The sequence below is a fragment of the Scandinavium sp. genome (assembly GCF_032012665.1).
GTDB lineage: Bacteria > Pseudomonadota > Gammaproteobacteria > Enterobacterales > Enterobacteriaceae > Scandinavium.
On the sequence record NZ_DALZVG010000016.1, the window covers coordinates 54,107 to 80,349 of the forward strand.

The 26,243-nt window shown below is 55.3% G+C and carries 21 protein-coding genes and 1 pseudogene; 14 read left to right on the forward strand and 8 right to left on the reverse strand.

Annotated elements, in window-relative coordinates:
- Window positions 1-18: 18 nt before the first annotated feature.
- Genes RTU33_RS13870 through RTU33_RS13880 form a run of 3 tightly spaced genes read right to left on the reverse strand, consistent with a single transcriptional unit; the run spans window position 19 to window position 6,466 of the window.
- Window positions 19-2,157 (reverse strand): virulence factor SrfC family protein, encoded by a 2,139-nt coding sequence (locus tag RTU33_RS13870; RefSeq protein ID WP_312628101.1) that lies wholly within the window; start codon window positions 2,155-2,157, stop codon window positions 19-21.
- Window positions 2,154-5,135, reverse strand: a complete 2,982-nt coding sequence (locus RTU33_RS13875; protein ID WP_312628102.1) for a virulence factor SrfB — start codon at window positions 5,133-5,135, stop codon at window positions 2,154-2,156. The genes RTU33_RS13870 and RTU33_RS13875 overlap by 4 nt, the downstream gene beginning before the upstream one ends.
- A 2-nt stretch (window positions 5,136-5,137) precedes the next feature.
- Window positions 5,138-6,466, reverse strand: coding sequence for an SrfA family protein (locus tag RTU33_RS13880; protein WP_312628103.1), 1,329 nt, complete (start codon window positions 6,464-6,466; stop codon window positions 5,138-5,140).
- Window positions 6,467-6,738: 272 nt separating this feature from the next.
- On the opposite strand from RTU33_RS13880, the gene RTU33_RS13885 reads away from it, so the two are divergent.
- The 5 genes from RTU33_RS13885 to RTU33_RS13905 all read left to right on the forward strand — a co-directional run bounded on the left by RTU33_RS13885 (window position 6,739) and on the right by RTU33_RS13905 (window position 10,906).
- Window positions 6,739-8,346: an ABC transporter substrate-binding protein gene (locus RTU33_RS13885; protein WP_312628104.1), complete on the forward strand. Its 1,608-nt coding sequence runs from the start codon at window positions 6,739-6,741 to the stop codon at window positions 8,344-8,346.
- Between the two features lie 9 nt (window positions 8,347-8,355).
- Window positions 8,356-8,589: a DUF2526 family protein gene (locus RTU33_RS13890; RefSeq protein ID WP_312628105.1), complete on the forward strand. Its 234-nt coding sequence runs from the start codon at window positions 8,356-8,358 to the stop codon at window positions 8,587-8,589.
- Window positions 8,590-9,017: 428 nt separating this feature from the next.
- Window positions 9,018-9,278, forward strand: coding sequence for a hypothetical protein (locus RTU33_RS13895; RefSeq protein ID WP_312628106.1), 261 nt, complete (start codon window positions 9,018-9,020; stop codon window positions 9,276-9,278).
- Between the two features lie 47 nt (window positions 9,279-9,325).
- Window positions 9,326-9,604, forward strand: a complete 279-nt coding sequence (locus RTU33_RS13900; protein WP_312628107.1) for a hypothetical protein — start codon at window positions 9,326-9,328, stop codon at window positions 9,602-9,604.
- Between the two features lie 12 nt (window positions 9,605-9,616).
- Entirely contained in the window at window positions 9,617-10,906 is a 1,290-nt protein-coding gene (locus RTU33_RS13905) for a TcdA/TcdB catalytic glycosyltransferase domain-containing protein (protein ID WP_312628108.1), read from the forward strand.
- An 83-nt stretch (window positions 10,907-10,989) separates the two neighbouring features.
- Here RTU33_RS13905 and RTU33_RS13910 read toward each other — a convergent pair whose 3' ends face one another.
- Window positions 10,990-11,997 (reverse strand): zinc-binding alcohol dehydrogenase family protein, encoded by a 1,008-nt coding sequence (locus RTU33_RS13910; protein WP_312628109.1) that lies wholly within the window; start codon window positions 11,995-11,997, stop codon window positions 10,990-10,992.
- Window positions 11,998-12,304: 307 nt separating this feature from the next.
- Between RTU33_RS13910 and RTU33_RS13915 the strand changes: the two genes are divergently transcribed.
- Entirely contained in the window at window positions 12,305-13,522 is a 1,218-nt protein-coding gene (locus tag RTU33_RS13915) for an ADP-ribosyltransferase domain-containing protein (RefSeq protein ID WP_312628110.1), read from the forward strand.
- Between the two features lie 146 nt (window positions 13,523-13,668).
- On the opposite strand, the gene RTU33_RS13920 is transcribed toward RTU33_RS13915, so the two are convergent.
- Complete coding sequence (locus RTU33_RS13920) at window positions 13,669-14,118, reverse strand: DMT family transporter (protein ID WP_312628111.1); 450 nt, start codon at window positions 14,116-14,118, stop codon at window positions 13,669-13,671.
- Window positions 14,115-14,633, reverse strand: coding sequence for a GNAT family N-acetyltransferase (locus RTU33_RS13925; RefSeq protein WP_312628112.1), 519 nt, complete (start codon window positions 14,631-14,633; stop codon window positions 14,115-14,117). Before RTU33_RS13925 ends, RTU33_RS13920 begins: the two co-directional genes overlap by 4 nt.
- Before the next feature lie 357 nt (window positions 14,634-14,990).
- On the opposite strand from RTU33_RS13925, the gene RTU33_RS13930 reads away from it, so the two are divergent.
- From RTU33_RS13930 to RTU33_RS13940, 3 genes are all read left to right on the forward strand, one after another.
- Window positions 14,991-15,566, forward strand: a complete 576-nt coding sequence (locus RTU33_RS13930) for a helix-turn-helix domain-containing protein (RefSeq protein ID WP_312628113.1) — start codon at window positions 14,991-14,993, stop codon at window positions 15,564-15,566.
- Window positions 15,567-15,629: 63 nt separating this feature from the next.
- Complete coding sequence (locus RTU33_RS13935; protein WP_312628115.1) at window positions 15,630-16,667, forward strand: NADP-dependent oxidoreductase; 1,038 nt, start codon at window positions 15,630-15,632, stop codon at window positions 16,665-16,667.
- A 261-nt stretch (window positions 16,668-16,928) separates the two neighbouring features.
- A complete protein-coding gene (locus RTU33_RS13940) occupies window positions 16,929-17,588 on the forward strand; it encodes a GntR family transcriptional regulator (RefSeq protein WP_312628116.1) in 660 nt (219 codons plus the stop codon).
- A gap of 61 nt (window positions 17,589-17,649) precedes the next feature.
- Here RTU33_RS13940 and pqqU read toward each other — a convergent pair whose 3' ends face one another.
- Entirely contained in the window at window positions 17,650-19,761 is a 2,112-nt protein-coding gene (pqqU, locus tag RTU33_RS13945; RefSeq protein WP_312628117.1) for a TonB-dependent receptor PqqU, read from the reverse strand.
- A gap of 255 nt (window positions 19,762-20,016) precedes the next feature.
- Between pqqU and RTU33_RS13950 the strand changes: the two genes are divergently transcribed.
- A complete protein-coding gene (locus RTU33_RS13950; protein ID WP_312628118.1) occupies window positions 20,017-21,078 on the forward strand; it encodes a YncE family protein in 1,062 nt (353 codons plus the stop codon).
- A 133-nt stretch (window positions 21,079-21,211) separates the two neighbouring features.
- Here the strand turns inward: RTU33_RS13950 and ansP are convergent, their stop codons facing one another.
- The gene (gene ansP, locus RTU33_RS13955) at window positions 21,212-22,708 is read right to left on the reverse strand and encodes an L-asparagine permease (RefSeq protein ID WP_312628119.1); all 1,497 of its coding nucleotides are present in this window, start codon (window positions 22,706-22,708) and stop codon (window positions 21,212-21,214) included.
- Window positions 22,709-23,079: 371 nt separating this feature from the next.
- Here ansP and RTU33_RS13960 point away from each other — a divergent pair, with 371 nt between their 5' ends.
- From RTU33_RS13960 to RTU33_RS13975, 4 genes and pseudogenes are all read left to right on the forward strand, one after another.
- Window positions 23,080-23,478, forward strand: a complete 399-nt coding sequence (locus RTU33_RS13960; RefSeq protein WP_312628120.1) for a cupin domain-containing protein — start codon at window positions 23,080-23,082, stop codon at window positions 23,476-23,478.
- Window positions 23,479-23,560: 82 nt separating this feature from the next.
- A pseudogene (locus tag RTU33_RS13965) lies at window positions 23,561-24,008 on the forward strand (AAA family ATPase).
- 91 nt (window positions 24,009-24,099) lie between these two features.
- Window positions 24,100-25,101: an MsnO8 family LLM class oxidoreductase gene (locus RTU33_RS13970; protein ID WP_312628121.1), complete on the forward strand. Its 1,002-nt coding sequence runs from the start codon at window positions 24,100-24,102 to the stop codon at window positions 25,099-25,101.
- On the forward strand, window positions 25,098-26,219 hold the full coding sequence (locus tag RTU33_RS13975) for an amidohydrolase (RefSeq protein ID WP_312628122.1): 1,122 nt from the start codon (window positions 25,098-25,100) through the stop codon (window positions 26,217-26,219). The genes RTU33_RS13970 and RTU33_RS13975 overlap by 4 nt, the downstream gene beginning before the upstream one ends.
- The last annotated feature ends 24 nt before the right edge of the window (window positions 26,220-26,243 follow it).

Below are 26,243 nucleotides of genomic sequence, written 5' to 3' on the forward strand. Positions count from 1 at the left end.
ATAAGACCAACCTTGATGTTAAAGCAACACTGAAAGCTGCTTGCGTGACTGCGGGGAAACATCCTGCGGGTGGCGATAGTCCGGCGCTTCCGTTGCGCGCGTAAACAATGCGACGAGCCAGTCGTAAACGTAACGCGTTGCGGCATGAGCAGGGCGTTCGCCGAGCTGGGTCAGGCGCTCAAGGCTGCTGGCGGCAGGTGCAAACAGCGTGCTCCCTTTAACCACACGACTTTGCGGACGCGCGGCGACCGGCATATCCGCATAGCCGAGCCATGCGAGATAGTTGCTTATGATGGCCCGCAAATGGGCTGCGCTGGCGCGCTCGTCAGGAGTAATGGCCTGCAGCTGTGCGGGCAGCTCAAGGCGATAGCTGGTGGTAATCAGCATGTCCGCCAGCTGTTGCAGCACGGCGGTGCTGAGACCATAGCGTTGAGCACAGGCTTCGCTGCGGCTCCACTGGCGCAGATAGTTGACCCACACCGCATGGGCGCGAGTACCGCTATCCTGCAAAGCATGCTGGCCGGACTGCGTTTCTTCGGTCTGGGCGAACAGATCAACACTCTCGCTGAACAGACCGCTGACTTTCTCTTCGCGCTGCTGCTGAACTTGCCCTGGTTGCTCAAAGCTTGCGAGCGGCGGCAATAACCCCTCCAGGAGTTCGCCGAGAATGGCCGCGCGACCCTGAAGCTCACGCACGACCTGTTCCGCCTGCCGGCGCTGTTCTGTCGGAGCTGTTTTGCTGTCGTGCTGCCAGCCTGCCAGCAGCTGTCGGGTTTGCTGCCGCAGACGATCGGCTAGCCGCTGTAAACGCGCACTGCGTAATGCCGGTACGGTCGCCTGCGAAAGCCATTCGATCAGTCGTTGGAGACTGCTGCCATCGAGCGCCTGCAGGGTGCCCCAGCGCTGGCCGGGCTTTTCGATGAGATGCTGTACGGCTTCATCATAATTCACTTTGCGCACAAAGCGGTCGTCCTGCGGGGTGATCGCCCACACCAGACCCGGCAGCACACCGTCGTGCTGCGGCTGGGTATCGGTGACCCATTTTGCCAGCGTGCGGGCGCTGTCAGCGATTTGTCCCCGACTGGACGCTGCGTTGCAGACAAGCAGCAGATCGGGCTGATGCTGCTGGCGATAGCTTTCCAGCAGCCAGCGGCATTTGCTGACCCACAGCGCGTCGTCGGTTTGTACCGGGTGAGGAATGTCGATCACATCGACGTTATCCAGCATGCCGTTTTCCGTTGGCAGCACCAGCTCGACGGTCAGCAGCGCCAGCGCGCTCAACGGCAGGCTGATGGCATTCTGTAACCGATCTGCGGCCAGCGGGTGAACCAGGATTTCGCCTTCGGGTTCGCTTTCCGGCGTCAGGAAACCTTCGGCAGGGAGAGTAAAGCTGTCAATCAGCAGGCTCAGCGGCGCGGCGAGTTCGCGGACATTGCCGCACTGCTGGAGCACGTGGGCAAGTTCAAGCCACTGGCGCGTCAGCTCCTGCTGTTCGCCCCAGAGAAGCGCCCATGCCGTGGCGCGGGCGCTGAGGTCAAGGCAGGGCAGCAGTTGAATAAACTGCTGCCACAAATTATCGTCAATCTGTTGCTGACGAGCAGGAACATGCGCTTGCCAGAAGCTGGCGACGGCCGCTACGTCCTCTTCGCTCAGGCCCGGTACGGGCTGAGTCTGGCGCAACGATTGCCAGCTTTTCAGTCGTGCGGCGACCGTTGCTTTTACCACCGGGTGCATGCTGTTTTGCCGTAAGGCATGCGCGAGGAACACCTGCACCAGTTCTGCTTCCGACATCAGACGTAAACGCAGCGGGAAGGCATCGTCCGGAGACGCAACCGTATGGCTGAAGCGCAGCGCCATTCTTGTCAGAGCATGGCCCGGATTGAGATGGGTGAAATAGTCGAGCGTTTTGCTGCCGGTTTGCACCAGCAGACGACCGTTGCCGCTGCTGTACAGCGCGCCGAGCAGGTGCGCTTTGGCAGCCTGTGAATGGCCAAACAGACCGATGCTTGCCGGGGCGGTTTGTGCTTCACACAGCGCCGTCTCCTGCGATTTCAGCATCAGCAAGCGCGTGAGCAACGCGTCGGCATCGGTGTCGAAAAGGGCGGAGGTCTGACGGGTCGCGCGCGTCCAGTCAATTACAGGTTGAAGTCGGCTCATTTCAGGTAGACGCTCCCGCTGTCAATCCAGTAGTGGCTGCCGCTGTGACGGCGGTCGGCCAGCGTGTTCAGTTTCAACGTCAGGGCATCAGGTGGCACCGGCGTGCCATCCTGCAATTTTGCCTCTGCCAGGACGAAGGCTTCCGGGCCTTCCTGACGGCTACCGCCGGTCAGCTGCAGCCGAACCTGCAGTACGCCGTCTCCGGCAATGACTTTCGCCACCTCCGGGGAGTTGATGCTCAGCGTGTAGAGCGGCGTGGCGGGCCAGCGGGCGTTCGCCAGTTGGCGGAATCCGAGGGTAACGTTGCCGCGCAGCGGGAAGTGCAGACGGGCATCGACCTTCGCACCTGGTTTGTCCAGATCCAGGTCGGCATACCAGATATTCTCTTCACGCAGCGTGTTAACGGTGTTATCCAGCACGCCGAGATAGCGAACAGTGGAGTACGCACCGATGTCGGCGGCTTTAAAGTTAAAGCGCGGCAAACGCAGATCCAGCGCCAGGCTGCACAGCATTGCGCCGACGGCGGCGGTCGATTTCGGGTTACCGATACGTCCCTGCTGGCTGAACGGATACCATTCATGAACATGGTAGTTGTCCATCCAGACCATCCGGTTAACCGGTACGGGCTGGAGGTAACGAATCAGCGCCTGGACGCCAGGCAGACAGCCAGGACGCCCGGTCACCAGCAGCACGTCGCAGGCATAATGAGAGATAGCTTCGCAAACGGCATGGAGCGGGGCGGCAATAGTGAAATCGCCCGCCAGCATTGCTTCATGCAGATCGCGGAAATTGACCTGTAGCGGTGTGGCTAGCAGATCAAATGGTTCTGCATCCGCGGGCAGCGCGTGGCTGATGGCCTGGCCCACGTAGTTCATCACGTTGCGGGTAGGAGCCTGAGTCAGCAGTTCGCCAAAGGTGGCGTGCAGCCCGGCCAGCGAATCGTTGATGTCGCTGGTTTCCCACGCGCCGAGAATGGCGTGCCCAATCGGCATAAACAGCTGCAGAGTCGTTTGCTGGCGCAGGATGGCCTGCGTATCAATGCGGCCGGAATCACCGAACAGCGTTGCCATCAGGGCCGATGCGTCGGCGATCCCGGCTTTTTGGAGCTGCGTCTGGAGGGCGGGCATCACGCAGCGCTGAATGACGTCGAGCAGAATATCGTCGCCCGCCACCTTGAAGCCTTCGCGGAACAGCAGCTGCGGGGTAATTTTGACGTTGCTGCCGGTCCCTTCATCAAGGCGGTAATGGGTGATCGCCATATCCGTCGTGCCGCCACCGAGATCGATAGCCGCCACGCGCAGAGCACGTCCTGGCCGGGTGCCGGGTTCCGGTTCACGGTCGGGTCTCGCCAGCGCGGCGAAGAAGGCTTCCGTTTGCCCACCGAAATGGGACATCGCTTCGTTGTACAGCCAGACCAGCTGACCGCAGCTGGCTTCGTCCCACTCCATATGAATGTTGGGTACCGGTACGACGCTTTTATCCTGCTGTTTCGGGTTGCTGAAGTCGTCATCCTGCGGATGCCAGCCGAGGGACTTCCACACCAGCGCAATAGCTTCAAACATGCGGCGGCGGAAAATCTCGCGCTCCTGTTTTGGCATGGCGGAAGGCAGGGTCAGGATCAGCGTGCGCAGCTGGCGTGGTGAAGACGGAAAGCCCAGGCGCTGGCGGGTGGCCACGCTGTTAATCTGCCCCAGCGCCTGCGCCAGAATTTCGCACAGCATGTGCGTCATCAGCGTGCTGCGGCTGTACTGCGGCGAGAAGACCGGCATCCGTTCGTCCGGCGAGAGGGTAAACAGCGGCTGGCCGTCGTCGTTCATCAGGTAGGAGAGCGGGAAGGCGGCCGCCAGCGGTTCGCGCTGGGTGCGGCTGTTCATCTGGCTGAAGCGCCAGTCCTGCACGGTTGGCGTTTCATCCCACAGGTAGCGGCGCGGGCTGGAAATACCGCTGTTGCCTTCGGTGCCAACGCGCTGCATAGCGAGCTTACGGGCTTCGTCGCCCACGCGCACAATAGACGGCCAGACGAACGCATCCTCGCGTCCGCTTTCTACGGAGAAATGCTGCTTGCCGAAGCGCGCCTCTGAAAACTCCAGCCGGCTGGTGAACAGCGGGGCGTTAAGGAACTGCGGCTCGCTGAGCGAACGCACCTGCAATTCTGCGGTCTGGCGCAGGCCATCGTTGGCATCGCCATGATCTTCGATGATCACCCCGCAGGTATGGCTGTTGCCGACGTCGAGGATCAAATCAACCGGAATAGCAGGCGTACTGACGGTGGCCGTGGCGATTTTCACCTCCGGCACTTTCAGCTGTTCGCCCAGCATCGCCAGCAGATTCAGCCAGTGTCCCTGATATTCAAAGCTGCGCATTGCCTTGGCAACGTCGCGCTCGCTGCGGTTTTCCGTCAGGCTGGCGTAGTGGCTGAAGACTTCACGCAGCCAGCCATCAATCCAGGTCTGATCGAGGAAGTCGGCCACTTCATTGTCGCGCCAGGCCAGCGCAAAGCGGGTGCCGTTGAGTAAGTCGTTGGTCACGGGCGCGAGCGCCATCGGCGCATCGTCACGGATCTGGCTGTCGAGGGCAATCGTTACGCGATGGGTGTTCCCGGCGCTGTCCGGCTCCGGCAGCTTGCGGATCTGCACCCGCGCCCAGTTGTCCGGACCTTCGACAAAGGTGCGGGGTGGGTTGAAACGCAGGAAAGGCAGTGGGAGCCAGACGCCGTCCAGAATGGCCAGCGAATACTCCAGCGGCAGCGTGCTTTCAGGTTTAACCACTTCGGCCTGCTGGCCGTCGATGGCGGGCAGCGTGTAGCGGCTGTTGACGATGTCGTAGTCCAGACGCAGCAGCGGCCCGTTTGCGGTTTTGCGCACGAAGCGCCCGTTGCTCAGGGAATCCTGCGGCGTCAGTCCGAAGTCGAGGAACTGCACGCCGCTATTGGCGATGAGCGTTACGCTCTGTTGGTAATCGCAAAGAGTCACCAGCATGTTTATGCTCCCACCTTACGGAAAGTCAGCGGTACGACCGTTTTGGCGTCGTAGCGGCCCGTGCATTCAGCGACATTGCTGGTGCCAGCTTTGCAGGAGATCTCCGGCATTGGGTAGCGCGAACCGTCGCTGCACCGCGCATTGCCGCGGCTTTTCACCAGCAGTTCGCCGTTCTGATGCAGGCCCGAGAAAATATCAGCTTTGCAGACTACGTTTGCGCCGTGCACCAGGCGAGCGCTGCCTTTGTTATTCAGGATCTGATAGCGCAGCGACAGGGCTTTGCCGCTGACCGGATCTTTGACGTCTATCAGCACTCGCCAATTGCCGTTGAGAAATTTTGTGGTGCCCGCACGCATCTGGTCGGCATCCATCACCAGCGCATCTTTTGGGATTGCGGCGATGACGACGGGTTTCGCGACCGGTTCTGCTTTTTTCTCGACGGTGACGCTTGCCTGATGCAGTGGAAGAGTGGACGTGAGCGCAGGGAGCAATGGCGCAGAAGGCTCAGCCATGGCTGGCTGCGGATCGACATGTGCGACAGCCGGTTCTGCGGAAGGGGTCTGCCGTGGCCACAGCAGAGGCCCTGCAATGGCGGCCATGATAACGGCGGCAACGGGCAGACTCCACAGCGGCACGCGACGGGATTTTTTTACGACAGCAGCAGACGCGGGAATTTCGGTGACTTCAGGTTCGACGGGGCTTTCTGCTTCAGGTGCCGCTTCAGGCTCAAGTTCTGCAGCCAGCGTCAACGGCGCAGTCAGCAGCGGTTCGTCGGCGTGACTCAGGGTGACAATCAGCGGTTCATCGTCAATAAATTCATCTTCGTCGTCGATAAGCGGTTCAGGAACGGGCGCAAAATGCAGGCAGCCGAACAGCTCCTCACGGGCGCTTTCGTTGAGGTTCACGAAGCCCCAGAAGGTGATAACCGGCTTGCCACCGACCAGGAACACGTGGTTTTCACCCGGAAACTGCAACGCTTTTTCCAGTAATGCGCCAAACAGCTGCTGGGCGGTTTTTTCTGACTGCTGGCATCTGCGAGCCAGGCTCAATGCGCCGTCGGCCAGAGTTTCCAGTTGATGCAGGGCGCGCTCGCGCACCTCTTCATCGGCCGCTTTCCACGGCTGGACGTCACCTTCAATCGGTGAATACCAGTCCACGCGATCGCCGTCATCGTTGACCTGTGGAATCGCCAGGCACTCCACCAGCGTTTGCTGTTTGCGTAACCGCAGCGTTTCGCGGATCTGCAGGGCAGACGCAAAGACGGCCTGCCCGCCGCCGCCCACGGACTGGAAATCATCCAGGCTTCCGCTGCGTAATAAAGTTTTTGCCACGTTCTTATCCCATCGACTTTTTCACGCCGCTACTCTAACGCAGAGGCGAAGGCGATAAACGGGCGAGGAAAAGGCAAAAAAGGCAAATACTCCGTCTATTGAATTTGCGCGAAAAGCTTGCATTCCGAGAAAGTTCTTAAGTGAAATTTCTGGCGAATAAAACGGCGATAATCGACGTTTAAGTATAACCTGATGCGGTTTGGTTATTTGCCAGAAGAAGCGCCTTGTGCTGTGATTATCCCTCTTAGAATAAAACAATAAGGCTTATAACCATGTTTCACTCCACGGCAGGAAAAACGCTGCTGGCGCTGGCTCTCAGCGCACTTTTACCGGCAGGGGCCGCGATGGCGGCAAATAACGATACGCTGATTTATTGCTCTGAAGCGTCACCCGAATCCTTCAACCCACAGATTGCCAGCTCTGGCCCGAGCTTTGTTGCCAGCTCCCAGACGCTCTACAACCGTCTTATTAATTTCGACCCGAAAACCAACACGCCGGTGCCTTCGCTGGCAACCAGCTGGACGATCTCCCCGGACGGTAAAACCTATACCTTTACGCTGCGCCAGGGCGTGAAGTTCAACAGCAACAAATATTTCAAACCAACCCGCGATTTTAATGCTGACGACGTCATCTTCTCGGTAATGCGGCAGAAAGATGAAAATCACCCGTACCATAAGGTTTCGCAGGGCAACTATGAATACTTCACCGACGTTGGCCTCGATAAGCTGATTAAGGACGTGAAGAAGATTGATGATTACCACGTCCAGTTCGATCTTAACGAGCCGAACGCCGCGTTTCTGGCCGACTGGGGAATGGATTTCGCCTCCATTCTTTCTGCGGAATACGCCGATGCGATGATGAAAAAGGGTACGCCGGAATACGTTGATACCTGGCCAATCGGCACCGGGCCGTATGCGCTGCAGCAATACAAGGTGGATTCGCTGATCCGCTACATCGCGAATCCGAACTACTGGGATGGCGAAGTGCCGACGAAGCACCTGATCTTCTCCATCACGCCGAACGTGGAAACGCGCCTGGCGAAGCTGCAAACAAACGAGTGCCAGATTATCCCTGCGCCGTCGCCGGTTCAGTTTGATGTGATTAAAAACAATAAAGATCTGGCGCTGCATGCGGTAGATGCGCTGAACGTCGGCTATCTTGCATTTAACACCGAGAAAAAGCCGTTTGATAACGTGCTGGTGCGCCAGGCGCTGAACTATGCCACCGATAAAAAAGCCATTGTGAATGCTGTGTTTATGGGTTCTGGCACCGTGGCAAAATCACCGCTGCCGCCGAACATGCTGGGCTATAACAAAGATCTGCCGGATTACGGTTACGATCCGGAAAAAGCCAAAGCGCTGCTGAAGCAGGCCGGGCTTGAGAAGGGGGCCGAGGTAACCCTCTGGTCGATGCCGGTGCAGCGCCCTTATAACCCGAACTCCCGCCGCATTGCTGAAATGATCCAGAGCGACTGGGCGAAGGTAGGCATTAAAGCCAAAATCACCACTTACGAGTGGGGCGAGTACCTTTCCGGAATGCGTAAAGGTGAGCACGACGCCGCGCTGTTTGGCTGGATGTCCGACAACGGCGACCCGGATAACTTCGCCGACGTGCTGCTCGGCTGCGACAGTATCAAAACCGGCTCGAATGCCGCACGCTGGTGCGATAAGGGGTATGATGGTCTGGTGAAACAGGCCAAACTGACCAGCGAACCGGCGAAACGCGCGAAGCTCTATCAGCAGACGCAGGAGATTTTCTATAAGCAGGCGCCGTGGATTGCGCTGGCTAACGGCAAAACCTTCTTCGCGACCCGCAGCAACGTGAGCGGCTTCAGCGTCAGCCTGATGGGCAGTGATTTTTCAAAAGCGAAGCTGAATTAAGGAGAAGAGATGTCGCATCTGGATGAGGTAAGTCAACGAGTGGATGCCGCCATTGCCACCGGTTCCATTACCAGCATGAATGAGCTGCTGGTAGAGCTGAGTGACGACGCAGAGCTGAGCCGGGAAGACAGGTTCACCCAGCAGCAGCGCCTGCGCACGACTATCGCACATCACGGGCGTCACAATAAAGAAGCGGAGGAGGCTCGCCTCGAAAGCCTGACCAGGGGCGGCTCGATTATCTGAATATAAACGGCGCTTTCTCTCAGTAGAGGAAGCGCCGCGCTGAATGGACGATCGCTCTTCTGTTTTTATCTTCATTTAATTAATAAAAACGAACTGATTTTTTATTAATTGAATATCTACTACCTCGCACCGTCAGGCGTAATGTAATTTATGCCTTAAAACACCCGAAGTTGCCTTATTGTTTAGTCAGAAACAGATATTTATAGTCGTTATTTTTGAGAAGGAAATTCATGAAATGATAAGTGATTCTGGTTGTCTCAATATTTACCATTCGCCTTATGAATACATAGTGGTCAGTGATGCCCCGAAGTTAATTGTTCAACTATTTTAATATCAAAACGTTCTGTGTATTGTCTGGTGTATCCCATGGCGTGATAAAAATGCCTGAGGATACGGGAATATAGCTAAACAAATACATGGAGAACGAAATGAAAGAAATTTTAAGCAGCCAGTATGATACTGTATCGGGCGGCTGGCAGGATCAGGACGGCAGCGGACGTAAGTCTTCCACGAACGGTGGCTCCGCTTCAGGCGGTGGGAACAGCGGTAATGGGGGCTTCCAGTCCTTCGTATCGCAAAACTCGCCATACGGCAGTGGCTCTGGTGCATATGGCTATTGGGGAAACTCCAGCAATGGTAACAGTGGAGTGTTTGCGGGAGGACGCGATCACATCGGAACGAATCGTTAATTAGCTGAAACAATAAGATTTAAAAGCGCGCTTTCATGGTGGTAAAAATGGTTAAATATGTTGTTTTCATTAAAAATGATGAGTCAAAAGCAATTGCAAAAGCGTTTCCCAAAGCGGAAGCGACGCATTTAATCGTTCAGGAAATGAAAAAGCAGGGTTTCAGAAAACATTTTGTTGAAGTCGATGCTGAAAATGAGCCCGAGGCCATTGCGCAGTTGAATGAGCATAATAATGGCTACCTGAACTCACTTGGTGAGTTCTCCGGAAGCATCGTTATCATTTCTTGCACGGTCGTTATAATGGCTTTGGTCTACTTGCTCTCCTGACAGGGTACGGCAATGAAGTGCAAACTGCCAGCATTACAACACTCAGCGAAAGAAAAAATAGCCGTTCCTGACATTATGCATTTTGTCTGGGTAGGTGACAGCCGTCGGCTGAACGTTGACTATATTGATATATGGCGTAAAGCTAATCAAAGCAAAGTGATATACCTTTGGCTGGATGAGAGTAGCTGGCTATGCCACTATTTCCACGAATCTATTCAAGCCTATGTTTTTAAGACAACAGCTGGAAATCATGCGCAGGAAGAAATAAGCATAAAAAACCGTGCGTTTAAAGATATGTTTCCGAAGCTAAAGGAAGGTTATCCCTTTGACCGGTTGGTCATCGAATTTTTATCTGGCTACAACCTCCGTCAGGGAGCGCCAGCCAGTCAGGCCTTAAATGAGCGATTTCAGGCCAGCGGTATAGTGATCAAAAGGATTTCGGAGCTGTTTACGCCTCAATTTGATGACTTTAAGCGCTTTTATTACTATGAAATGATTCTAAGGGGAAACCTGGCCAGCGCCAGTGATATCGTCAGGTTGTTGATACTCTATTTGCATGGCGGTATTTATATAGACACAGATACGTTGCCCTATATCGACAACGCTTTTAGCAGGCTTAATCATTTTTTAGCATGTGAAAACATTGCACAGGATGATACTTTGCTATTAATGAAAACCCAGGCGGTTTTAAAAAAACTCTCCCAATCTGTACCTGCTGATGGTGAGCATCTTCGGGGTCATAATAATACATCGTCTCAGTCTAAAATCACTCATGGCAATCATAAGCATAAAGAAATTAAACGCCTGATTGAGCTCGATATGGCAGAGTTTACTTTCGAAAAAATAAGGCCATTAGGCGAAATAGGCGTTTACAGGAATCTGCTGGCACTCGGTTCGCTCCGGCGATTAAAAGGGATTTATTTTAATCACTTTATGGCATCACACTCTCAGTCAAAATCCGTACGTATGATCCTGCGCGTTATGAAGAAGCGATATAGGTTCCTGGAAAAGAATGCGTGTATTTTCGGATGCTGTAGTGGGGGAGAGGAGGGGGAGTATCTTTCCCGCCTTTTGACATGGCGAACTGAGTTGATGACTAAAAATTATTGTGTCACCTCTGCCTTAACCGGGCCAGGGCTAATCCTGGAAGTGTTGTTAGGCCTGGCGTACCAGTTACTGGATCTGGATGACGTCGACCCAGCTTGTGTGGCTGAATTTTTCCAGAATGAACATTATGGCATCGCATTATATCAACATAATTTAGATACGCCCGATGGTTACTCTTCCACATGGAGAAGTTAATATAATCCGTTTTTCAAGGCATCTTGCGTTGCTGTTTCCAAAACGAGCCTTAATAACCGGAGCGTGAGCGCTCCGGCATTATGTCAGAATCCTTCCAGCACTATTTTCCCGACTGCGCGGCCAGTTTCGAGCTGCGTGTGTGCTTTTTGCAGATTTTCGGCGCTGATGGTGCCGTAATGCTCGCCGAGCGTTGTTTTCAGCACGCCTTCATCAATCAGCTTCGCTACTCGTGTGAGCAGGTGATGCTGGGCAATCATATCGTCCGTTTCAAACATGGAACGGGTGAACATGAACTCCCAGTGCAGCGAAATGCTTTTTACCTTCAGCGGGCGAGCGTCCAACGTTTCCGGATCGTCAATCAGCGTCAGCTTTCCCTGTGGCGCAAGGGATTCAATAAGTTGTGCATAGTGCGCTTCTGTACCGTTAAGGCTGGCTACGTGTGTGACGTGCGGAATGCCAATTCGCGCCAGTTCATCGCTTAACGGCTGGCTGTGATCGATGACATGATCTGCTCCCGCATCGCGAACCCACTGCTGACTTTCCGGACGGGAAGCCGTGCCAATCACGGTCATGTTTGTAAGCTTTGCGGCAAGCTGGGTCAGGATCGAGCCGACGCCGCCTGCGGCCCCGACGATCAGCAGAGTGTCACCGTTGTTACCGTTTTCTTTTACGCCGAGGCGATCGAACAGCAGTTCCCACGCGGTAATAGCGGTTAACGGCAGCGCGGCGGCAGAGGCATTATCAAGCGAACGTGGTTTACGGGCGACGATGCGTTCATCCACCAGCTGATATTCGCTGTTACTGCCAGGGCGTGTGAGTGCGCCCGCATACCAGACTTCATCGCCCGGCGCGAAAAGGGTGACGGCGTCGCCGATGGATTTCACCACGCCAACCGCATCCCAGCCGAGTACGCGAGGCGTGTCGGCGTTGAAACCCGCACGCACTTTGGTATCTACAGGGTTAACGGAAATCGCTTTAACTTCAATTAACAGGTCGTGGCCGTGGGCAACGGGAACAGGTAATTCAATGGCGGTCAGCGCAGAAATGTTGCTTCCCTGGGCAGCAGAAGGGGTAATGGCAATGGCTTTCATTAGAGTCTCCAAAGGGCATAACTGATTCATCGTTTGACCCGGTTAAGCATAGCCGCGCAGCCTGAGCAGAAAAACACGCTGTAAACGACAGGACTTATCGTTGGAGAGTGAAAATGGAGCCGAAGATGGACGACCTTACGGTACAGAGTCTGTCGAAAAAAAAGCGCAGGTGGCTGTTCAAATGGTCCGCGATTTCTCGCTCAGAATCGTTTCTTGATATTCCCCTGCCATGAAGTCTGCAATCATCTGAATTTTTAACGACTTCGTGCACGAACCGTATTCATGCACTCAACAAAGAGAAATTTAAATGCCAATTAGCCCTGTAAAACAGCATAGCGCCGTATCTTTGAGCGCCATACGGCAAGAGCGGATCGAATTAAGCAAGTTTAATAGTAACCTGTCGAAAAATATCTCAAGCATTAAAAATACCGTAAGCGAGATGAATAAATCTATTTCCGCGTATAAAAAGAATATCGCCGGAAACCAGTCTTTACTTAAAAGTCTTCAGTCTGTTTCAGCAAAACATGGTGAGGATGCCACCGTACGACTGAAAAATAATCATTTTAAACATGGTCAGGCGAGTAATTTTCTTAAAAATATGTTCCACGGTGGACGTTATCAGATTGAGCGCGAAGCCGCAGCCAAAAAAATCAATGCTGAAGAGAGTTCCGTTTCTGCCGGAAAGGTGATGGCAGAGCTGCAAACAAGAATTAATAGCGCCTCAAATAAGGTTGATGAGCTAAAAACAGAAGTCGCCGGGTACGGTAAGAAAATTGATAAAATCGAGGCGAAGCAATATGGCATAGAGAAAGAAATAGATAAGCTTGTTAAAGTTGAAACCGATGCGAAAAAGGCTGATGAAAAAAACATTCAGGCTCGACAAAATTTTTCCATGCTCTATCAGAGCAACGCGGGATGCAAAGCGCTTAACATTGAGGCGCGTCATCAGTTTGGTAACGCCAGTTCAACGGTCAAACTGAGTGGAAGTAAAGTCGTTGAAGAGTACCGCAGGGTTCATGGTTATGAGATTTTTGGCCGAGGCAATAAGTCACTTGAATACACTATTAAGGCAAATTGTAGCGATCTTCCCGAACTGGTGAAAACGGGTGCTAAAGCATGGTATACCCCGACAGAAAAAAATATTACAACTCATCGTGGGCAAGGGATGACGCAGTGCGGAATTGGCACTTTAATCGCACAATTTAATGCCGATCAAGATAAAAAAACTGAGACTGTGTATAACCTTGGGCAATTTTTCTCTACCTCCACGAAGGAAAATGTTGCAGAAGAATTTGCAAACCGCAGTCAGGATGATGTAAAAGTCATATTCAAAGTAAAAGGAAATAGCAGCAACGGATTATCCGTTCCTGGTGGGCTACAATTTGATAATGATGAGGGTGAAAGACTCTATTCCCCGCTGGCAAATTTCAAAGTTACAGAGATGTCCAAAACAACGTCGAATATTTATAAGGTTACATTAGAGGAAGTGTCTAAGGTGGGTAAGGCACCGATCCTGCCCTATTAATGAGAAATGAAGGAGTTTAACGTAGCGGCCATACAGGGCGCTACGTTGATTAATAAAAAGTGAAATCGTAAATTTCTTTTCCAATACTCCCGCTGGACCCATGATACTGTACTGCGAGAAGTTTGGCGGCTCGGCGCAGAATGCGGTCAGAACTGACGACGAGCCACCAGCCATGCGCCAACAACCAGCATCACAGCCCCGCAAACCGGGCCAATCAGTGCCCGCCACGGGATGCCCTGCTGACGAATGATGTCCATCGCCAGGCCACCGATCAGCTGGCTGGCGACCAGTACCGCGATGGTGGTTGCCGCGCCGACGTACTGATAGCCGCTGATGCTGGCAAATACAAAAAATGAGCCGAGCAGACCGGGGATGAGCGTCCACCATTTGATGCTGGAGGCGAGTTCCTGAAAGCCGCTCAGGCCATGCTTAATCAGCAGAATCGACACGAAAAGCACAATCCCGACCAGCGAGTTAAGCAGCATGGCGATAAGGATCGTCGAAGCCGACTGGGTTATCCGCACCATCAATGTATTCTGAATGACCAGGCCGATACCGGCGGCAATCAGAAAGGTGAGGGTCAGCGACTGGTTCATGATCGGGCGTCCGGATCCTGGCGATCGTCGAGCTGGAGCTGCATAAAGGTCAGATCCAGCCAGCGACCAAACTTGGTGCCCACCTGCGGCATTTGCGCAGTGGTTACAAAGCCGAGCGCGGCATGCAGGTTCAGCGAAGCCTGGTTTTGCGATTCGATACCCGCCACCATCACGTGTTTGCCAATCTGTCTTGCCTCAGCGATAAGCTGCGTTAACAGTTTACGGCCCAGGCCTTTACCCTGATGCAGTGGGTGAACGTAGACCGAATGCTCAACGGTGTGACGAAAACCGTCAAAGGCACGCCAGTCGCCGAAGGAGGCATACCCTGTCACGGTGCCACTTTCTTCACTCACTAATACCGGATACCCGGCAATCTGGCGGGCTTCATACCATGCAATACGGTTGTCGGTGTCGACGGTCTGATCGTTCCAGATAGCGGCGGTGTGCAGCACCGCGTGGTTATAAATCTCGGCGATTGCCGCACAGTCTTCTTTGCTGGCGTAACGAATGGTCATGGCTGGCCTCGGTTGTTCACTATAGTAGTACGATATAGATACTATAGTTTTGCCGGCTTTGACAAGAGGCCGGCACTATTTGGCAATCACGCAACTGGTGGGCAGCTGCCAGTCCGGGGCGGTAAACTTCCTCAGGGCCTGCGGGCGATACAGTTGATTCTTCCACAGCCTGTTGCTTTGCTACACGGGATGGCATTGTGCTTTTAAGGTGCGTCACCACATCCAGGTGCCGTCGGCACAGAAAATAATGTTTTTGCTCATAGCGTTGACCGTACTCGAAGTTTAATAAACCCACTCTGGCGAATCGCTCCTGACCAGCCACTCGAAAAGCGAGCCGATGCACTATAGTATTACGCCATGAATACTATCGAAGACACACTCAATCAGCGCATCAGCGCGCGCATTCGCATCGAGCGCGAATCCCGCGGCTGGTCGCTTAGCGAACTGGCCGAGCGCGCGGGCGTATCGCGTGCGATGATCCACAAAATTGAACGCGGCGACAGTAGCCCGACGGCGACAATGCTCGGCAGGCTTTCCGGCGCGTTCGGGATCAGCATGTCCACGCTGATTGCACGCGCCGAAATGCAGGAAGGGAAGCTGCTGCGGTTTGAAAATCAGCCGGTCTGGCACGATCCACAAACCCACTATCTTCGCCGCCACGTTTCCCCACGCAGCGATTTGCCGATCGATCTGGTGCAGGTTGAGCTGCCGCCAGGCAGCGACATCCCAATGCCCGCGTCGTCGTATGCGCTGGCGCGGCAGCTGATCTGGCTTCAGCAGGGCGAACTGCTGTTCATTGAGGGCGATACGCAGCACGCTATGCAGGCGGGGGATTGCCTTGAGCTTGGCCCACCGAACGACTGTCGCTTTGTGAACCAGACCGATAAGCCCTGTATTTACCTCGTGGTGCGGCTGAACCATTCCGGCTCATAATGGTAATGCAGGGGTGACGATGAGCGACTAGTCTCAGGGAATGTTTTCCAGAAGGAGCAGATCATGAGTCAACACGCGTCACGTCATCGTCGCTGGGTGCTGGCCTCTCGCCCGCACGGCGAACCGGTTGCCGCCAATTTCCGCCTTGAAGAAGGGGATATCCCTGAGCCTGGCAACGGACAAATTCTGTTACGCACAGTTTATCTCTCGCTTGACCCTTATATGCGTGGCCGCATGAGCGACGCGCCGTCCTATTCACCGCCGGTGGAGATTGGCGCGACCATGGTCGGGGGCACTGTCAGCCGCGTGGTGCAATCAAATCATGCAGATTTTAAGCCCGGTGACTGGGTTCTGGGCTACAGCGGCTGGCAGAACTATGAGATTTCCGACGGGCAAGGGCTGGTGAAACTCGGCGAAAGTCCTGAAAACCCCTCCTGGGCCCTTGGCATTGCCGGGATGCCGGGCTTTACGGCTTACATGGGGCTGCTGGATATCGGCCAGCCGAAGGCAGGGGAAACCCTGGTCGTCGCGGCGGCCACCGGGCCTGTCGGCGCAACGGTCGGGCAGATCGCCAAAATCAAAGGCTGTCGCGTGGTTGGTATTGCTGGCGGTGAAGAAAAGTGCCGCTATGCCGTGGAGACCTTAGGGTTCGACGTCTGTCTGGACCATCATGCCGCAGATTTCGCGCAGCAGCTGGCGAAAGCCTGCCCGCAGGGGATTGATGTTTATTATGAAAATGTCGGCGGCAAGGTGTTCGACGCGGTTCTGCCGCTGCTCAATACGTCTGCTCGCGTTCCCGTATGCGGCTTAGTCAGCGGCTACAGCGCGACTGAACTGCCAGCCGGGCCGGACCGTCTGCCTTTACTGATGGGCACACTGCTGAAAAAGCGCATCCGCATGCAGGGCTTTATCATTGGTCAGGATTACGGCCATCGCATAGGCGAGTTTCAGACGGCGATGAACCAGTGGATAAGCGACGGATCGATAAAATATCGTGAACAAATCACCGACGGTCTGGAAAATGCGCCAGAGGCCTTCTTCGGTCTGCTGAAAGGTAAAAATTTCGGTAAAGTCGTTATTCGCATTGATGCGGATGACTAAAAAATAAGCTGCGGCGCCGCGAGCGCCGCAAATTTCCGTGCAAAAATTCCATTAGCGTCTTTAATTAATCGTGCAATAGCCAATTTGTATGAAGTGCACGGCCTAAATTAACAACATGACAATTAAAAAATCACTATTTTTAGCAGATTAATCCATGTTATTTCCAACACCGCCGCGATACAGGATATATCCTGGGGTCGTGCTCAGTTGTTTGCTCTCAGGCCGTGACGAGAACAATGATTATGGACACAGGAAATAACCATGCTCGACTTTGAAAAAGCACAGCGTATGAGTCTTACCATGCAGGTCGAAGTAAATTTAAAAAGTGCCCTGATTATCGGGGCGCTGAAGCCTGGTGCCCGGCTGGTAACGCGGGATCTTGCCGAGCAGTTGGGAACCAGCATCACGCCGGTACGTGAAGCGCTGCTGCGCCTGGTCTCATCCGGGGCATTGCAGGCGACACCCGCCCAGGCCTTTCTGGTGCCGGAGGTGACGCTCCAGCAGTACAACGAGGTCAATCAAATCCGCAAGAAGCTCGAAGGGATGGCAGCATCTGCGGCGGCGGCATTGATGACGGAAGCAAAGCTGCGGGATTTACGCGACTACGTGGGGGCCTTCCATGAGGCGAAAGCGCAGGGTGATATGGAACGCGCATTGCAGGCCAATTGCCGCTTCCGTTTCCGGCTGTATGACTATGCGGAAATGCCCACGCTGACGGCGCTTATTGAACAGCTTTGGGTGCGTATTGGCCCCTGCTTTAATTATTTGCACCCACAATCCTGTGAGGTTTTTAAACAGTATCGCTATTACGACGATTTACTGAGCGCGCTGGAAAAAAAAGACGAAGCAGAGAGCGGGGCGGCCATGTGCCGGGCTATCGATCAGGGGTCGGCTATATTATTGCGACAGTATTATAATTAATTCCCGTTATTAATCGGTACCTTCAGTAATAGCGTGCCGGAACTCCCGGCACGCCAATCCTTTACCGGAACTGATACGCTATGGATAAACCCACACCGTAATTACGCCCTGGCGCAGGTTCGTAATAGCGACCGTTGGATTCGTTAACGATCACCGAGCCGGCGTATTCCCGATCGAACAGATTATCCACCCGACCAAAGATGTCCATTTTCCAGCTCCCCACGCCGAATTTATAGCCGGTGTTCAGCCCGACGACCGTCCACGATGGCGCTCTGGCGGTATTTTCATCGTTGGCCATGATGTCGCTCAAATAGCGGATATCGCTGCCCGCATACCAGCCAAGCTCCGGCTCATAGCCAAAAGAGGCATAGCCCATGTTGCGGGCGATGCCCGGAATGCGGTTGCCGTTGCAGCTGGCGTCATCACAGACGTTGCTGCGGTAGGTGGCATCGAGCCAGGTCCAGGCTGCTTTCAGCTTCCAGCTTTCGCCAAACTGCTGATCGAGCGACAGCTCCGCGCCCTGACGGCGAGTTTTCCCGGCATTTTTGTAGCTGGTGCGTCCTCCGCTGCTGCTGTCGACGACGATTTCGTTGTCGGTGTTGGTCTGGAACAGCGCCGCCGTCAGCAGGCCGTTGCCGATTCGCGTTTTGCTGCCCACTTCCACCGTTTCGTTGGTGGACGGCTGCAGACCAAAGTTGAGGCCGCTCTGGTTGTCCGGGCGATAGGAAAGCTCGTTAATGGTCGGGGTTTCAAAGCCACGGCCCGCCGAAACATAAACGTTCCATGCGTCGGTCACGGCATACTTCAGCGAGCCTGCCGGGAGCCATTTGTGATAGCTCGCATTGCCGCTGTCGTTATCGTTACCCGGCGTGACGTAGAAATCGTTGGAGTCGAACCACACCGAGCTGTAGCGGACGCCTGCATCCAGCGTCAGTTTCGGCGTCAGCTGCCACTGGGTTTGCAGATACGGGTCGAGATTCCACATCAGGTTGCGTTCGTTACGCCGCATCGCTCCCTGCTGGCCGTAGTCCGGCACGCCGTTGTCGAGCACAAAGTTTTCATAGCCTTTGCGCTTCTCGCTCATGTTTTCGTAGTCCAGCCCGGTAGTGAAGGTCACCGGTACCAGTAACTCCCCCTGGTGAGTCCAGCGGGTGTCGATGCCCTGGTAGTGGCGGTCGAGATCGATAACGCCGCCGGAATGGGAAGGGTTCAGCTGCGGTCCCATAGGGATTGACTGATACTGCGTGGTCTGGCGCTCCCCGGCATACATCATCACGCTCAGGTCATCCTGCGCGCTTAGCTGACGCTCATAGTGCAGGCCTGCCTGTGTTTGTTTGGTGGTTTTGCGCGTGTTGTACTGATCGCCTCGCGGCGACTGCTGCGGGTCGGCGCGCCACTCGCTGTAGCTCAGGCCACCGGCATCGTTGGCCTTAATATCCACGCTGTTAAACAGCAGGGTCAGCTTGCTGACGTCGTTAATCCGCACGCCAAGTTTGGCGTTCGCCAGATTCTTCCGCGCGCCGCTGTGGTCGCGATAGCCGTGCGTGTCGAAGCGGGTAGTCGAGACGGTGTAATCAACGTCGCCCGCCTGGCTACCATCGCCAACGGCACCGCTGGCCTTCAGACCGTAGCGCCAGGTCCCGTAGCTGCCGTAATAGCTGTTCGCCTCAAGGGTGGTGGGCTGCTGGCCGGTTTGCGTGGTGACGTTCATAACGCCGCCGGAGGAGTTGCCGTACAGGGCAGAGAACGGGCCGCGCAGCACTTCCACGCTATCGACGCTGGTGATGTCGATGTTAGAAGTCTGACCCTGGCCGTCCGGCATGGTCGCCGGAATGCCGTCGACGTACAAACGAATGCCGCGCACGCCGAAGGTCGACCGGGAACCAAAGCCGCGAATCGACAGCTGCAAATCCTGGGCGAAATTCTGGCGGTTCTGGATTTGCAGGCCGGGCACGCTGCTGAGCGACTCGGAAAGATTGACCTGCGGAGCGGCGTGGCGCATATCCTCACCGTTAACGACGCTGACGGCCGCGGGCGTATCCAGCTCTGACACGCCCTGTGGGCTGGCGGACACGACCATGGTTTGCTCGTCGGCGGCGGTGGCGTCGTGCGCAGGCAGGAGCGGCAGCAGCATTGCCGACAGCGCAGCCCTGCGGACAGTAATGATTTTCATGCAATTCTCTTGATAATGAAGCAAATGGAACAACTGTGAATATGTTAATGCCTTTGTAAATTATTTGAAAATCTTAACGGCACGTTACGTTAAATGCTGATTTAACAATGGCACAAAACTGGCGAAGCGGCAGAATTAACGCTCCCCTTTTTGATAATTAATGATTATTATTCTCAACAAATAGCGCGGTGCCACGACGCCGCGAGCAGGAAGCATGTCGGGCAGTACATCATTTTGATTTCAAAGGGAGTCGTCATGTCCTTACGTTCAATATCCATGCCGCGTTTTCGCCGTTCTCTGCTGTTGTCTTCTTTACTCCTTGCCGGATCGTTCAGCGCCCATGCCGCAGATGAGATGCTGCGCAAAGCTGTGGGTAAAGGGGTTTACGAAATGGCGCTGAGCCAGCAGGAAAATGCGCTGTGGGTGGCTACCTCGCAGAGCCGTAAAACCGATAAAGGTGGGGTGATGTACCGTCTTGATCCGGTGACGCTGGAGGCGACCCAGACCATCTACAGCGATCTGAAACCGTTCGGGGCAACAGTAGATAATCAGACTCAAACCCTGTGGTTTGGCAACACAATCAACGGCACGGTTACCGCGATTGATGGCAAAACGGGCGATCTGAAAGGGCGAGTGGTGCTGGATTCGCGCAAGCGTAGCGAAACGGTGAAGCCGCTTCAGCCGCGTGAGCTGGCCGTAAACGACAAAACGAACACCGTTTATGTCACCGGCGTCGGCAAGGAGAGCGTGGTGTGGGTCATTGATGGTGCAGCGCTGAAGCTGAAAGCGACCATCAGCGGCACCGGCAATCGCAGCACGGCACTGGCGCTGGATAACGAGGCGCAGCGTCTGTATACCGTGAGCGCCGAGGGTGAACTGGTGACCATCGACACCCAAAGCAACAGCATTCTCAGTCGCCAGAAGCTGGTGAACGATGGTAAAGAGCATGCGTTCCTGAATATCGCGCTGGATAAGACAAATCATCGCGCGTACATCACTGATTTCAAACAGCCGGAGCTGCTGGTTGTTGACTACCGCGACGGCAAAGTGCTGAATACCATTGCCATGCCGGCATCGCTGGCGGTGGTCTTTAACCCAACGCGCAATGAAGCGTATGTGACTCATCGCATGGAAGGGAAAGTGAGCGTGGTGGATACCAAAACCGATAAAGTGGTGAAGACCTTTGACACCCCGCCGCGTCCGAACAGCCTGGCGCTTTCTGCCGATGGCAAAACGCTCTACGTCAGCGTGAAGCAGGAATCAACCCGCGAGAAAGAAGCCACCCAGCCGGATGACGTGATTCGCATTACGCTGTAATCACAGATTTCAGGTATGAAAAAGCCGCTCAGAAGAGCGGCTTTTTTTGAGTGTCTGATAGCACTTTGCTTATCAGGCCTGCAGATTAGTGCATTCTGTCGGCCCGGAAAACGCAGTGACGCCGGGCACTCAATCAGTGTGATGTCTTCTCAACCAGCGGCGCATCCTGTTTTTCATCATCAGGATGCACAGGCGCAGTGCTGTGGATCTCATGTACGCGTTTGCGTACGCCAAACCAGCCAGCAATCAGCAGTACGGCCAGTAGCGGAATGGAAGCGACGGTATAAGTGCCGTTCGGGTAGTCGAACGCCATCAGCACCAGCACGGCCAGCAGGAACAGCAGAGTCAACCACGAGGTGAATGGCGCACCCGGCAGCCTGAAGCTCACGTCGGCACATTTCCCTTCCTTGATGAACTTACGCAGGCGCATCTGGCACACGACGATAAACGCCCAGGAGGCGATAATGCCGATAGACGCCACGTTCAGCACGATCTCAAAGACCTGAGAAGGCACCAGATAGTTCAGGAACACACCCACCACGTACACCGCAAGCGTCGCCAGAATGCCCGCATACGGCACGTGCTGACGGCTCATTTTCGACATGAATTTCGGCGCAGAACCGCCCATCGACATCGAGCGCAGAATGCGACCGGTGCTGTAAAGGCCGGAGTTCAGGCTGGAGAGCGCGGCGGTCAGCACCACGATGTTCATGATGCTGCCGACGTAAGGCACGCCAAGCTTCGTGAAGAAGGTAACGAACGGGCTTTGCCCTGGCTGGTACGCATTCCACGGCAGCAGCAGGACTAACAGCACCACGGACCCCACGTAGAACAGACCGATACGCCAGATAACGCTGTTGATGGCTTTTGGCACCATGGTCTGCGGATCTTTACATTCACCCGCTGCGGTCCCGACCAGTTCGATGGAAGCGAAGGCGAAGACCACGCCCTGAACCAGCACCAGCGCAGGCAGCAGGCCGTGCGGGAAGAATCCGCCGTTATCGGTAATTAAGTGGAAGCCGGTTGTTCCGCCGTCCAGCGGTTTACCGCTGCCGAGGAACACGGTGCCCACCACGAGGAATATAACGATTGCCAGCACTTTAAGCAGCGCAAACCAGAATTCCATTTCGGCAAACCACTTCACGCCGATCATGTTCATGGTGCCGACAATCGCCAGCGCGCCGAGGGCAAAGACCCACTGTGGCACGTCGCCAAACGCACCCCAGTAGTGCATGTACAGCGCAACGGCGGTGATGTCGACAATTCCGGTCATCGCCCAGTTAACGAAGTACATCCAGCCCGCCACGTAGGCGGCTTTTTCGCCGAGGAATTCACGGGCGTAGGAAACGAAGCTGCCGCTGGATGGCCGATGAAGCACCAGTTCGCCAAGCGCGCGCAGAATAAAGAAAGAGAAGATGCCGCATACCAGGTAAACGATGGCGAGTGAAGGGCCCGCCATCTGCAGGCGCGCACCGGCGCCTAAAAACAGACCTGTCCCGATAGCCCCGCCAATAGCGATCATCTGCACATGACGGTTGCTCATCGCTTTGTTGTAACCCGCCTCATGCGAGTTCAGCCAGCGGCGTTTCGCTGCGTGATGCTCCGCCGCGCTGTCGTGTTTTGTGTTCATGGTTGTATCCCGATTACCTGTCTTTACCCCTAATCCGGGGCCCAAAAAATGCCGCCGCGGTAAACGATTGCGTGGCAGCACACTGTTCTGCTTTTCTCAGCATTCTGACGTAGAGATAAGGCACAACATGGCGCAGCATCCTACCTGCAAATGAGAAGCGACGCAAAAGTTACACGCCGAATCCGTGGGGCGATGTCGCAACATTTTGTGTGGTCAGATCTGCTGCATAACCGGAAATGGGAAGCATAAATAATCGGCAGATATTTTAGTTGGTTAACGTAAACGCAGCGTTTCGGCCAGCGGAGGAAAAAGCATTACGCACCTCCTCGCGGCTATTACGCGCTACGCTGAATACATCAACAGGAGGAGATATGAAAATTATCCGTAGCGGCTCTCAGCCGTCGGCCAAAGGGCCCGAAGCATGGTTTACCGGAACCGTCAGAATTGATGCGCCGTTTCAGGCGACAGAGCCTGCAAAAGTGGGTGGGGCAACCGTCACCTTTGAGCCTGGTGCGCGCACCGCGTGGCACACCCATCCGCTGGGACAAACGCTGATAGTGACGCAGGGGCGCGGCTGGCTACAGGAAGAGGGCCAGGAGGCGCAGCCGCTGAATCAGGGTGACATTGCGTGGATCCCGCCCGGGGTGAAGCACTGGCACGGTGCGAGCTCGCAAACGGCGATGACCCACATTGCCATCGCCGAGGCGGAAAACGGTTCGCCCGTCACCTGGCTTGAAAAAGTCACGGATGAGGAGTACGCCGGACGTTAGCCTTCACTTCCCTCCCGCCATTCCGTCTGGCGTAAAGACAAAGACCAGCCAGAGTAATCTGTCTGGATGACGGGAGGAAATGATGAGAATTAACGTGGTTGGCACCAGTGGCGTCGGGAAAACGACTCTGGCTCGCCGTCTGGTCGCTCGACTGAATGCGCCTTATATCGAAATGGACAGGCTTTACTGGCGCAAAAACTGGCCAGGGCACGCCGGACGAAGAGCTGTTCGCACGACTGGATGTGGCGTTGAGCGCTACGGAAAGCTGGGTGCTTGATGGCAATTACAACCGCACGCGGCAGGCGCTGTGGCCAGGTACCGGCAACCAGGAAAGCTTCCGGCTCTCTTTCTTCAGCCAGGATTCCATCATTCACTGGGCCCCCAAAACCTGGCATAAAAACCGCCTGTGGTATCTGGCCGATATGCAGGATCCGCAGTTTGCCGGACTCACTTTTGTCCGGCTGCGCACGCGGGCGGAAACGGAAGACTTTATTGCGAAAATTAGGCTTAGCGCGACGATCGATAGTTAATTTTCAGCAGAGCAAATGTAAATAAATTGTTTCTCAGCGCGGCCAACCCCTTCTAATAATGCAGACATGTTTCTCATGACGAGTCTGCACTATGTCTTATCGAATCAGTCTTCTGGATAAAAGCCCCCTGGCAGAAGGTGAAACTGCCACGCAGGCGCTGGCGCGGACCTTAACGCTGGCACAGCAGGCAGAGGCCTGGGGTTATCATCGCCTGTGGATTGCTGAACATCACAATACCTCACAGCTCGCAAGCCCGTCACCGGAAGTGGTAATTGGCTGGCTGCTGGGGCAGACAAAACGTATCCGGATTGGCTCTGGCGGGGTCATGTTGCAGCACTACAGCCCATATAAGGTAGCGGAAAACTTCAACCTGCTGGCGTCACTGGCTCCGGGTCGCGTTGATTTAGGCGTTGGCAAAGCGCCTGGCGGCTTGCCTCACTCTACGCGTGCGCTGCAAAAGGGAGTACATGCTGAGGAGAAGGGGACTTTTGCCGATCAGCTGGCACAGCTGGATAACTGGCTGTCCCTGACGCGCGCGGAAAGCAGCGATACGGTACTGGCGACGCCGGTTCCACCCCAGCGCCCGGACGGTTTTTTGCTCGGAGCAAGCCTCGAGAGCGCAGAGCTGGCGGCACAGCTCGACTGGAATTTCGTGTTTGCCGCACACCTTAACGGGGATAAGCAACTGCTGCGGGATGTGGTATCGCGCTGGCGGGCGCGGAGCCTGCGTGATGCGATGGTCGCCGTTCAGGTGATTGTTGCGCCGGATGCTGCGCAGGCCGCCGCCCTGGCCGCACAGGTTGAAGTCTGGGGCGTGCGTCTGGCGAACGGGCAGCGGGTGACCGTTGCCAGCAAGCCGCAGGCCGAAGCCTTTGCCCATCAGGCCGGTAGCCCGGCGGTTGAGATCGTGCGTCGGGAATCATCGCTGATTGCCGGGACCGCCTCACAGGTTCGCGCGCAGCTCGATGCGCTGCATCAGGAGTATGGGGTCGATGAGTTCATCATCGACACGCCCATTGCTGAAGGTGCAGCCCGATTAGCGTCCGTTCGCTTACTGGCACAGGCGCTGAACCGTGCGGAGGTGCTCTTATGAGTTTCGAACAACAGCTGATTGCCTGGCGGCGCGAGCTGCACCAGTTCCCGGAGCTGTCTTTACAGGAAGTGGCGACCACCGCGCGTATTCGCGACTGGCTGCAAAGCGCCGGGCTTTCCATTCTGCCGTATGCCCTGAAAACCGGCGTAGTCATCGAGATTGGCAAGGGCGAAAAGGTGATTGCGCTGCGTGCCGACATTGACGCGCTGCCAATAGAAGAAACGGCTAACGTGGCGTTTCGTTCGCAAAATCCAGGCGTGATGCACGCCTGCGGACATGATGTTCATACCAGCGTTATGCTCGGCGCAGCGCTGCTTTTGAAGGCCAAAGAAGCTGAACTGCCGGGGCGAGTACGTATTCTTTTTCAGCCGGCCGAAGAGAGTTTTGGCGGGGCGAAGACGCTGATCCGCGCCGGTGCGCTGGAAGGGGTTTCCGCCATTTTTGGTATGCACAATGAACCTGGGTTGCCGGTGGGCGCCTTTGCCACCCGTGGCGGAGCGTTCTACGCCAACGTCGATCGCTTCGTACTGCGGGTGCATGGAAAGGGCGCCCACGCAGCCCGCCCTCATGAAGGTAAGGATGCGATCCTGCTTGCCAGCCAGCTGGTGGGCATCCTGCAAAGCGTAGCCAGCCGCGAGGTCAATACGCTTGATTCGGTGGTGCTGAGCGTGACCCGCATTCAGGGCGGCAATACCTGGAACGTGCTGCCGGAAAACGTTGAGCTGGAAGGCACGCTTCGCACCCATAGCACCGATGTTCAACAGCGGGTGAAAGCCCGCGTCAGTGAGATTGCGGCGGGGTTTGCCAGCGCGTTTAACGCCCAGATTGACGTCATCTGGTACGCTGGCCCGACGGCGCTGGTGAACACCCCTGAATGGGCGGAGTTTGCCCTGGCGGTAGCAGATGAAGCGGGATACCAGACCGCGACGGCGGATCTGCATATGGGCGGCGAAGATTTTGCCGTCTACCTGCAGCAGATCCCCGGTGCTTTTGTCAGCATCGGTAGCGCCAGTGAATCTGGCCTGCACCATCCGGCCTTTGACCCGGACGAAAGGCTCATCGCACCTGCGGCGCACTATTTTGCCCGGCTGGCCGAAAAAGCCTTACTTAACGTTTAGTTCTTTTTATTTACCGGCAGGGTA